Source organism: Colwellia sp. MB3u-4 (assembly GCF_014077065.1).
In the GTDB taxonomy this organism is placed as follows: domain Bacteria; phylum Pseudomonadota; class Gammaproteobacteria; order Enterobacterales; family Alteromonadaceae; genus Cognaticolwellia.
Genome location: NZ_JACGVE010000031.1, coordinates 1 through 10344, shown reverse-complemented (window position 1 = coordinate 10344; position 10344 = coordinate 1). Strand labels below are relative to the sequence as shown.

Genomic DNA, 10344 nt, shown 5'->3' with positions numbered 1-10344 from the left:
GTTTCAGCAATACGAGTTAACTCAGTTTGTAATGCGCCAACTTCTTTTTGCATGGCATCTCTGTCATCCTGACTATTTGAACCATTCGATGATTGCAGGGCTAATTCACGCATACGTTGTAAAATATCAGTAGAGGCGGACATAGCGCCCTCTGCGGTTTGCGCCATTGAAATACCGTCGTTAGCGTTTCGTTGGGCTACAGCTAAGCCATTAATTTGTGTGGTTAAGCGATTTGAGATTTGCAAACCGGCCGCGTCATCTTTGGCGCTATTAATACGCATACCCGATGATAAACGTTCCATTGAGGTGGCCAAATCATTACTAGATTTAGTTAAGTTACGCTGAGCATTCAATGATGCCGTGTTGGTCATTACTGATAAGGCCATGATAGACTCCTAGAAATTAAATTATCTTTAACATATTGATATGTTAAATGATGCGTTAGGTTATGCATTAGTCGGTTTGCTTTGTGTACAAACTGCCAACACTGTAGTTTTCAGCCCGTGTTTATCATTACTAAAACTTATCAATGCTAAAACAACTTATGGCTAAAACAACTGTTGCCATGCATTCGGGCTATATTGGCCTTAGTAGCCATGATTTTTGCGATTAAGCTTTACAAGCTGAAACCGCCAGTTTTATATTTTTCTTTATCTTTATGCTTCCTACTTCTACTAAAGCAACATCTGTACCAAAATTAAGCAAGCTAATGTAAATACCGAGTTTTAGCTTAAATAATGCTTAAAGTTATACCTAAAATAATGCTTAAAAGTGTGATTAAATATAATTAAACAAAGTCAAACCCTGTACCTGCGTAAAGGTTTGCTGCGCCGCTTGCAAGGCTACTTTTGATTGTTCAAAAGTAGAATAAGCTTTGGCAATATCTAAATCTTCAATCGATGATTTACCTGAGGTTAAATACAACTCAGTATCTAAATGGTTACTTTTTTGACGGTCGATAACTTGTAAGTTAATACCCGACTCTGCTCGGCTAGACGTTAGGTGGTTAATTGAATCACCTAGTTGGTTAAGAATTTGATTATAGTCAACTTGTACTTGTGGGTCTTCTTCGCCACTGGCCTTGTTGTTAATCCAATCAATGGCTGATTTTATTGTCTCAAAAATACCGACATTTTGTTCCGGTGTTAGCGAGAAGTTATCGCCCGGCAATGGGTTGCCGCTTAATTTAACCTCAATACCGTTAAAGGCAATGGTTTGCCCTGGTGCGTAATCCGCGATATTGGTCACGTTACCGGCGCCGTCAGTAATGCTTAAGTCAGTGGCTGTGCTAAATTCAAAGGTAAAGTCTGCTGGATTAGCCACACTATTATAACTACTCGCATCGGCGACAACGGCACGTTCAACCGCTATGCCTGAGCTATTGCTATTGTAAGTGGCAGAAAAGTCGCCAATAGCATTGGGCACTTTTTCAAAAACCTGCTCACCACTTTGATTCGTCGCTATGCTAACGTTTTTGGCTATTTGTAATTCTCTCACACCATTGTCACCCCGATAGTTCACCGAGTTATCGGCTTGTAAAGCAAACGGTGCATCGTCAATTTGGTAACCGGCAAAAACATAACTGCCCGATGGATCTTGGGTATTGGCAATGCCGAGTATTTGCTGCAAATTTTGGCTGGCCTGTTTGCCAATAGCGGCAAGGTCATCCGCTGTGTAAGCGCCATTATTAGCTTGTAGCATTAAGTCTTTTAATTCATTTATCATGCCTTCAGCACTGGCTAGCGTGGTGTCAATTAAACTGTTGTGGTTTTCTGCTTGGGTAATATTACGTTGGTACTTATCAATATTGGCCAAATCATTTTTATAACCGGCTAAGGTGCCATAGGCTACGGCGTCGTCTTTGGCGGTTACAACCTGCTTACCACTAGAAATTTTATTAGCTTGTTCGTTAAGGCTAGACTGCTGATCAGACATTTTTAAGCCACTTTGAATATAAAACTGTGCTGTAGAAACGCGCATAATAACTCCTATCTAGTGGCCGCTAGTAATGTGTCGAAAATGGTATTTGCCACTGAAATTATCTGTGACGACGCTTGGTAGGCTTGTTGGTATTTCAATAAGTTTGCCGCTTCTTCATCAAGATTTACCCCTGACTTAGATTGATTGCGGTTATAGGCTTGGGTATACAGTGCCTGCGCTGTGTCAGCAACAAATTCAGCCGAACTGGCATTTGACCCTACATTAGCGGTGGCCGTGGCTAATGCTTGGTTAAAAGTTTGTTTACCGCCACCTAAAATCTGTTGTTCTTGCGTGGCCGCCATTATGCTGGCATTACTGGCGTTACCTGAGCCAAAAACATCTGAGATAGTAAATTTTTCCCGAGCAAATGGCCCTTGCCCAACGGGTAAACCAGCAATGTCTATTTGAAAAGCGGCGGTTGCTGGTAATGGTGGCATGTCAATAACCACTGATGCGCCAGCAGCAAAGCTACCATTGGCTAATGGCGCCGCCGGTGGTGGATTAGCCGCGTCATAAACTCGGTATTCGAAGGTGCCTGGCACACTTTCATAAACATCTACGGTTAATTTTGCATTACTGCCTTCGGTAAAAGCGCGAGCAATTTCTGGATTCGTTACATTGACAATATTCACAGTGCCATTACTGACGTTATTATCATTCGCCGCGACCGAAATGGCAGAGCTTGCAGCTATGCCTTTAGGATCGTTAAGCGTGAGATGCATTAATGCGGCGCTGTTTTCGGTTGGACGCAGTGTAAAACTATCATTTACATTCGGTGTGCCTGAATTAAGGGTAAATTCAAAGCCAAAATCGCTTGGGTAAACCCCCGAACCCAAAGATGACTCGGCTAAGGTAGTTTTGCTACCATTAAGTTCATTGGTCATAATATAGTCTGAGCCGTCATACTTAAGGGTAAATTCATTGGTGGGCACTAATGAAATGTCAGTAATTTTTATGCCAGATTGCACACTGCCTGAATTTTTTGATGAGGCGAGTACGCGTGAGTTTTGTAGGCTGGTGCTGTTAATATCAGTAAAAATATCTAGGCCCTGCTTACCATTTAAATCTAGCCCTTGTGCTTGGGTTTGATTTAAAGTTTGTGACACTGACATGGCTAAACGATTGAGTTCGCTACGCGCTTTGGCAACATGCTCATCACGATATTCTATTTTCGCGGCAATAGCGCCACCCAACTTAGCGCCCTCAAGTGCGACCGAGCCATTGCGACTATTTAACTGTAATTTTGTTTGTAATGGGTCAGGATCGCCCGCTTGCACACTCACCGTTAAAGCCGTAGTACCGGCAACAAGCGTTGCGCCATTTCCGATCATAACGGTCATTACCCCGTTAGAGTCTTCAATGGTATTAACCGAGGTATATTCGCCCAGTTGGCTCACCAATTGGTCGCGCTTGTCTAATAAATCATTGGGTTGGCCGGTTTGATCTAGGTTTTTACTATCTAATATTTGTTCATTAATTTTGGCCAAATTAAGAGATATTTGTGATATTTTATTCGCCATTTGCTCGATTTCGCCGTTAGTCGACTTTTCAAGCTGGTCTAAATTATCATTTAAGCTGTTAAAATCTTTGGCTAATACCTCGGCTTGGCTGAGCGCGATATTACGTAAACCCATGTCACTTGGGTTGTCAGCAATACCATTAGCCGCTTGATAAAACCGATCAATAGAGCCGCCAATAGCTTCGTTTGAAAATGACATTATTTGATTTAATTGGTTCAGGTCGGTACTAATTGAGTCCGCATTACCCAAGTTACTTTTATTGAGTAATTGTTCTTTATAAGAGAATTGATCGTAGAGCCGAGTAATGTCTTGAACATAAGTACCGGCGCCAATAAAATTACCGTTGTTAGCATTTCCTGCCACTGCGGCTTGTTCAGCTCGTTGGCGGGTATAACCTTCAGTATTAACGTTAGCAATGTTATGACCTGTAGTGCCCAACTGCTGCTGCGCGGACAGTAAACCACTAACACCAGATTGATACAGATTAATCGACATGACCTAAACTCCTACAGTAACGTTAATTTCAACAGTGAAATTAGCGGTAAACTTATTTATTATTTATCTAATAAACTGGTTACTGTCCGAAGTGTTCCTATGATTTTTTTAGCGTAATCAGGATCGGTGGCATAACCAGCACTTTGTAGGTTATGCAAAAATTGCTCCACATTGGCAGAATTTTCTAATGCCCCCTGATAGCGTTCGCTTTTGGTCAATAAATTTAAGTAGTCATCAACACTTTGGCCAATAGATTCGTAAACCCTAAACGGTTCACGCTTTTTCACCATAGCGCCATTTTCAAACTCTAAGGTTTCTTTGTGTGTTTTCTCGCCAGCCCAGCGGCTATCGGCTTTAATATTAAATAAGTTATTCGAACTTTCACCTGAATTGGTTTTGATTATTTTTTGACCCCAACCGGTTTCTAGCGCAGCTTGAGCAATAACGACCTCAAAGGGTACGTTGATTTTATCTTGTACACGTTTAGCATCAGCGGTTAAGGCGCTAACAAAATCTTTTGGCTGTTCGAAGGTTGGGCTTTGCATCATGCTGGCCGCTTGGGCAGCAATAGAGCCATTTGTTTGACGATCTTTACTAGGATCCTGATGCGCTGACGAGTCATTGACTGTGCCTATATTGCTGAGCAATGCCGGCTCGCTAATACGCAAACTGCCACGACTATCGAGATTACCATCGCTGCGTAAAATATTATGTGGGGTAAAGTTTTCACTGTCGCCACCGAGCTGGCGAACAATAAGTTCAGAAAGACCTAAGGCACCATTATTGGACAACTCTAGTGACATTTGTTGATCATGCATGTCACGATAAAATTTGGTCGATTCTGAATTAAATGGGCTATCAGACTCCAACACTTCTTGCGCTTTACGCATGCTTTTCATCAGCATTTGCATAAAAATAGCTTCAAACTGTTTAGCAGCCTGTTCTAATGCGTCTTTTTTACCGGCTTTATCACCCGATTTCGCGTCTTGGCGAATCGAGTTTAAGCCGTTAACGTCTAAAAAGTTTTGTGCGTCTGCAATACGTGTTGTCATAAGCTTTATTTGTTCATTAAATAATGATCAAATCTCCACGTAATGCACCGGCTTGGTCTAGGGCTTCTAATATCGCCATAACATCACCAGGGCCAGCGCCTACTTGGTTGATAGCACGTACAAGTGCGTCTAGCGTAACGCCGGGGTCAAAAACAAACATCCGTGAGTCATCTTTTTTAACGTCAATAATCGATTGATTAGTCACTACCGTTACCCCCTCAGCAAAGGCATTAGGCTGTGCAACAGCAGCCACTTCATTAATAGTGACGGTAATGCCACCATGGGTAATTGCCGCTGGTAATAGGCGAACATCAGCGCCAATAACGATAGTACCTGTGCGTGAGTTAACAATAATTTTTGCCGCTGGCGAGCCGGGTTCAAACTCTAAGTTTTCTAATACTGACAAAAAACTCACCCGATCCGCAGCATCTCTGGGCGCAGTAACTTGTACCGACGCAGCGTCAATGGCGCGTGCTGAGCCAGAAATTAAGTTATTAATGGTGTCAGAAAGGCGCTTTGCGGTGGTAAAGTCAGCGTTATGAAGATTAAAAGTAATATGGTCACCTGAAGCAAAGGGCGATAATACTTCGCGCTCAACCATAGCACCATTGGCGATACGACCCACGGTGGGGGTATTAGCAATCACTTTTGAGCCGTCTAAGCCTTCAGCGCCTAAACCACTCACAATCAAGCTACCTTGGGCAACCGCATAAGCATTACCGTCTAGTCCCATTAAAATAGTTTGTATTAAGGTACCGCCACGTAAACTTTGTGCGCTACCCATAGACGACACGGTAACGTCAATGGTTTGCCCTGGTTTGGCAAATGCAGGTAATTCAGCATGGACCGCCACAGCAGCGACATTTTTAATTTTTGGTTTTAAATTCGCCGGCATTTTAATGCCAAAATTGCTTAACATGGTTTTAAAACTTTGCTCGGTAAAAGGACTTTGCTCACCCGTACCTGGCAAACCCACCACCAAACCATAACCAATTAATTGGTTGCTGCGCACACCAGCAACATCAGCCAAGTCTTTAATACGTTGGGCATTGGCTGCTGGTAATAAAAGCATCCAGGTTAAACAAGTAAAGCTAACTAAATATTTTTTCATTCTCTTATCCTACTGCTATGATCCTACTAAAGAGGCCACCATGAACTATTGAAAAACTTCGACAACCAGCCTTGCTCTTGCACGTCAGCGAATGTGCCGGTGCCAGCATATTCAATACGGGCGTTCGCTACTTTACTCGAGGTAACTGTGTTATCTGAACTGATGTCTTGCGAACGAACAATACCCGTTAAGCGAATATATTCATCACCATTATTTAATGACATCCATTTTTCACCACGGATCATCAAGTTACCGTTGGGTAAAACTCTCAAGACATGCACCGAAATATTGCCAGCTAAACTGTTGCCCTGATTGGCTTTTGAATCACCTTTAAAATCTGAGCTTTGGTCGTAACCAAATTGTATGGCTTTGTTGTTGAAATTTACCGCTGCACCACCAAAACCGGTAATAGGATTGAGCGTGGCACTATTGGCTTTTTTAAACTCTGTTTTGGCACTTTTTTGCGCTTGGGTACTTTCACTTAAAATCACGGAAATAATATCGCCAACCCGATGCGCTTTAGAGTCTGAATAGATGTTATTAACATAGTTAACATTAAAAAGAGAACCCGTTGGCACTAAAGGTTTATCCTCCACTTCGGGTAAAATGGGTGCAAAATCAGGATCATTAGGCAATGTTTTTTCTTGTTTAGTGCTAGCACAACCCGTGAATAATAGCGCGACCATACTGACGGTAAATACTGTGCTTAATAACGAAGTTCGGGTGCTTTTCATGATACCTTCCTCAACGTTATAGTTGCTGATTAATGTAGCTAAGCATTTCGTCAACCGCCGAAATGACTTTCGAGTTCATTTCATAAACTCGTTGGCTTTCAATCAGGTTAACCAGCTCTTCGGTGGTATTAACATTTGAGGTTTCTAACGCACCTTGCACTATCATGCCGTAACCCGCCAAACCTGGTACACCCTCTTGTGGCGCACCACTTACTGCAGTTTCTATGTATAAGTTCTGTCCGATGGGCTGTAATCCAGTTGGGTTGACAAAGTTAACGGTATTAATTTGTCCAACTACAGCGGGTTCAGCTTGGCCTTGCAAGGTGACAGAAACTTCACCGTCTTGCGAAACAATAATACTCAAGGCATCTTCTGGTACGGTTATTTGCGGCTGCATTAAATAACCTGCGCCTGGGGTCACTATGCTGCCTTCATCGTTCATGGTAAATTGACCATTACGTGAATAAGCAGAAGAGCCGTCAGGCATTAAAATTTCAAACATACCTTCACCTTGGATCATCAAATCTAAAGCATTGTCGGTATTAAGCATGTCACCTTGGGTGTGAATTTTTTGTGTGGCTACCACTTTGGTACCCGCACCTAACATTAACCCTGACGGCATTTCAGTGTCTTGTGCTGAACGCCCACCAGGCTGGTTAATATTTTGATAAAGTAAGTCTTCAAATACCGCGCGACTCTTTTTAAAACCAATGGTACTGGCGTTGGCTAGATTGTTGGAAATAACCGCAATCTCTTTGGTTTGGGCGTCTAAGCCTGTTTTACTGATCCATAATGCTGGGTTCATATATCACCTCGAAAAATTTTATTTAGAACGCTTTTAATAACGAAGCTGCACTTGCATCAACTTCTTCTGCGGTTTTCATCATTTTTAACTGCATTTCAAATTGACGCTGCAGCGCGATCATATCGGTCATTTCACTAATAGGGTTTACGTTACTCGACTCTAATGCCCCACTCGCCACTTTTACCGTGACATCGGCCGGTTCATTGTTGCCGTCTTGACGACGAAATAAGCCATCACTGCCTTTTTCTAGGAAGCGATTGTCTGGGTTAACAAATTTAATTCTGCCGACTTCTTCTTGAGCAGAGCTTGGCGCTCCTTCAGGCTGAACCATAATGGTGCCGTCAGACGTGATATTGATATTACTCACAGGTAAAGGTAAAAAAATTGGCCCACGGTCGCCAATCACTATGTCACCTCTTGAGGTTTCAAGTGCCCCGTTGTCGTTTAACTTCAACTGACCATTGCGGGTATAGGCTTCATTACCATCTTCGGTTTGTACCGTTAACCAACCTTGGCCTTTAATGGCAATATCAAGATCACGTCCTGTGGTCAATAAGGCACCAGTGTCAAAGTTTTGGCCTGCTCGTTCGGTCATTGAAAATACCCGAGAAGGCATGCCTTCACCAAAGGCTTGCATGGATCTAGCATTGGCTAGATCCGCTTTAAAGCCCGTAGTTTTGGCGTTAGCGAGGTTGTTAGCATTGACTGATAAGGCTTGCATGTTTTGCTTTGCACCACTCATGGCGATATACAACATCTTATCCATAATGAACTTCACTCAATAATATTAATAATATTGAAACTGTTGCAAATAAAGTGCCAAAAATTAAGAAGGCTTAATAAGGTGGAATACGAATGGTGTTAAACTTATGATCTGATGACTTTTTTACTAAAAGCTTTTGTACTGACCACTATTCCTTTACGGTCTGCTCGTCCTGAGTATAAAAAAGCCAGATATCAATGGATGATTATCTGGCTTTTTAACTTCATTGACTCAATAACTAGCGCTGAGTGCTATAAATTAATCTGGTAGCTATGAGCAATTATTGTCTATTGCTATTAACCACTATTGAGATTAACGAATCTGTAAAATGGTTTGGTTTAACTGATTACCAACTTCGAGTGCTCTAGAGTTAGCTTGGAAATTTCGTTGCGCCGAGATCAAGTCAATTAACTCAGAGGTTAAATTAACATTAGATTGCTCTAATGCTGAAGAACTTATCGAACCAAAGGTACCCGCACCCGCTTCACCCGCTAGCGCTTCTCCAGAGGCGATGCTTTCTTTCCAACCAGTGCTGCCAACCTGTTCTAAGCCCTGATCATTGGCAAAATTTGCCATCGCAATACGTGATAAAGGCTCGGAAGTACCATTACTGTATATCGCCCTGACCAAACCATCACCGCCGATATCAATACCGGTTAATCGACCAACTGCTAGTCCATCTTGTTGTAAAGAGGTGACTTGAAAGTTGGAAGCAAACTGTGTGGGTTCATCTGGATTCGGACCTGAGGGATCTAAATTAAAGTTAACACTGATGGTCTGAGTAGGATCTGCACCGTTCGATAAGATGTTGCCGCCAAGAGCGCGCGTCGTTAATCCGCCGTCATCTAAGCTTGGCACTATGCCAGTAAAATCGCCTACTGAATTAAAGCTTAATCTGGCACCAACAACTCCGGTCTCTACCCCATCATAAGGCGGTGTAGGTAATATGCGATCAGATAGCGGTCCAGACGCTGCCCCCGCAATGGGGTTACTCTGCCCAGGATCAGCCTCTAAATCAACCATCTCGTCATCAACAGCGGTAAACATCATCCACTGATTAGGGTTGGTCGTTGGATTATCTTTGACAAAGTAATAAGTCATAATATGACTGTCACCGAATGAGTCAAATACCGTTGCTGATGTTGAATGATTAAATGTTGATGGATCCGTGGAGTCAAAGTTTCCTGGCGCATCTTTAATATAGGCTTCACCTGCGGGTAAATTCATTCGCACATCAACTTCTGAGGTTCTCTGTGGTGCACCTGAGGCGGTTGGAATACGAATAGGCTCGGCGGTACTTAAATTTACTGAGGTCGATGAACCATCGCCATTAACAGGAAAGCCCAATAAGTGCCCACCTTGAGAATTAACAATAAAATTGTCTTGGTTCAATTTAAACTGACCCGATCGGGTATATGAAGTTTCTAAACTACCAATTTCTGGTACGGTAGCAAAAAATCCGTTACCGGTAATTGCCAAGTCTAAGGAGTTGTTGGTAAACTTAATACTACCTTGTGAAAATTGTTGCGCCACATCAGCCGTCAAAACACCGTCACCGACTTTAGTTTTACCGGCTGATAAAAGTGAAGACGCATAAACGTCAACAAACTCTGCTCGTGATTCTTTAAAGCCAGTGGTGTTTACATTGGCAATGTTGTTGGATGTTATATCCAAATCTTTCTGAGCTGCGTTTAATCCGCTCAATGATATATTAAATGACATAATTTCACCTCATACAAAAAATTGTTTAATACCTATCTCATTAATTAGGTGGTCTACTTTATACGCAGGAAAAATGGCCAAATATAAGGCATTTATTTTAATAACTAGTTGTTCTAATTATTAAATAAATAACGCAGTAGTGGGTTATTTTAACCAGTAAAA

General features: G+C 42.2%; 8 protein-coding genes and 1 pseudogene. All 9 read right to left on the bottom strand.

The features are described 5' to 3' along the window. Positions 1-386 (bottom strand): annotated as a pseudogene (locus H4J61_RS00260) (flagellin); the annotation flags it as partial. A 391-nt stretch (positions 387-777) separates the two neighbouring features. Next, the gene (gene flgL / locus H4J61_RS00255) at positions 778-1980 is read right to left on the bottom strand and encodes a flagellar hook-associated protein FlgL (RefSeq protein ID WP_182182635.1); all 1203 of its coding nucleotides are present in this window, start codon (positions 1978-1980) and stop codon (positions 778-780) included. Positions 1981-1988: 8 nt separating this feature from the next. Then, positions 1989-3995: a flagellar hook-associated protein FlgK gene (gene flgK / locus H4J61_RS00250; protein WP_182182634.1), complete on the bottom strand. Its 2007-nt coding sequence runs from the start codon at positions 3993-3995 to the stop codon at positions 1989-1991. Between the two features lie 59 nt (positions 3996-4054). Further along, entirely contained in the window at positions 4055-5047 is a 993-nt protein-coding gene (flgJ, locus tag H4J61_RS00245; RefSeq protein ID WP_182182633.1) for a flagellar assembly peptidoglycan hydrolase FlgJ, read from the bottom strand. 16 nt (positions 5048-5063) lie between these two features. After that, a complete protein-coding gene (locus H4J61_RS00240; RefSeq protein WP_259363030.1) occupies positions 5064-6119 on the bottom strand; it encodes a flagellar basal body P-ring protein FlgI in 1056 nt (351 codons plus the stop codon). Positions 6120-6184: 65 nt separating this feature from the next. Next, the gene (flgH, locus tag H4J61_RS00235; protein WP_404852049.1) at positions 6185-6844 is read right to left on the bottom strand and encodes a flagellar basal body L-ring protein FlgH; all 660 of its coding nucleotides are present in this window, start codon (positions 6842-6844) and stop codon (positions 6185-6187) included. Positions 6845-6908: 64 nt separating this feature from the next. Beyond that, on the bottom strand, positions 6909-7697 hold the full coding sequence (gene flgG, locus H4J61_RS00230) for a flagellar basal-body rod protein FlgG (RefSeq protein WP_182134766.1): 789 nt from the start codon (positions 7695-7697) through the stop codon (positions 6909-6911). A 22-nt stretch (positions 7698-7719) separates the two neighbouring features. Further along, a complete protein-coding gene (gene flgF, locus H4J61_RS00225; protein WP_182182630.1) occupies positions 7720-8463 on the bottom strand; it encodes a flagellar basal-body rod protein FlgF in 744 nt (247 codons plus the stop codon). 309 nt (positions 8464-8772) lie between these two features. After that, positions 8773-10182, bottom strand: a complete 1410-nt coding sequence (flgE, locus tag H4J61_RS00220) for a flagellar hook protein FlgE (RefSeq protein ID WP_220461151.1) — start codon at positions 10180-10182, stop codon at positions 8773-8775. Positions 10183-10344 lie beyond the last annotated feature (162 nt).

Bases quoted from the DNA above. Each gene is read 5' to 3' on its own strand.
- flgL (WP_182182635.1), bottom strand. From the start codon at position 1,980: ATGCGCGTTTCTACAGCACAGTTTTATATTCAAAGTGGCTTAAAAATG.
- flgK (WP_182182634.1), bottom strand. From the start codon at position 3,995: ATGTCGATTAATCTGTATCAATCTGGTGTTAGTGGTTTACTGTCCGCG.
- flgJ (WP_182182633.1), bottom strand. From the start codon at position 5,047: ATGACAACACGTATTGCAGACGCACAAAACTTTTTAGACGTTAACGGC.
- H4J61_RS00240 (WP_259363030.1), bottom strand. From the start codon at position 6,119: ATGCTTTTATTACCAGCAGCCAATGCCCAACGTATTAAAGACTTGGCT.
- flgH (WP_404852049.1), bottom strand. From the start codon at position 6,844: ATGGTCGCGCTATTATTCACGGGTTGTGCTAGCACTAAACAAGAAAAA.
- flgG (WP_182134766.1), bottom strand. From the start codon at position 7,697: ATGAACCCAGCATTATGGATCAGTAAAACAGGCTTAGACGCCCAAACC.
- flgF (WP_182182630.1), bottom strand. From the start codon at position 8,463: ATGGATAAGATGTTGTATATCGCCATGAGTGGTGCAAAGCAAAACATG.
- flgE (WP_220461151.1), bottom strand. From the start codon at position 10,182: ATGTCATTTAATATATCATTGAGCGGATTAAACGCAGCTCAGAAAGAT.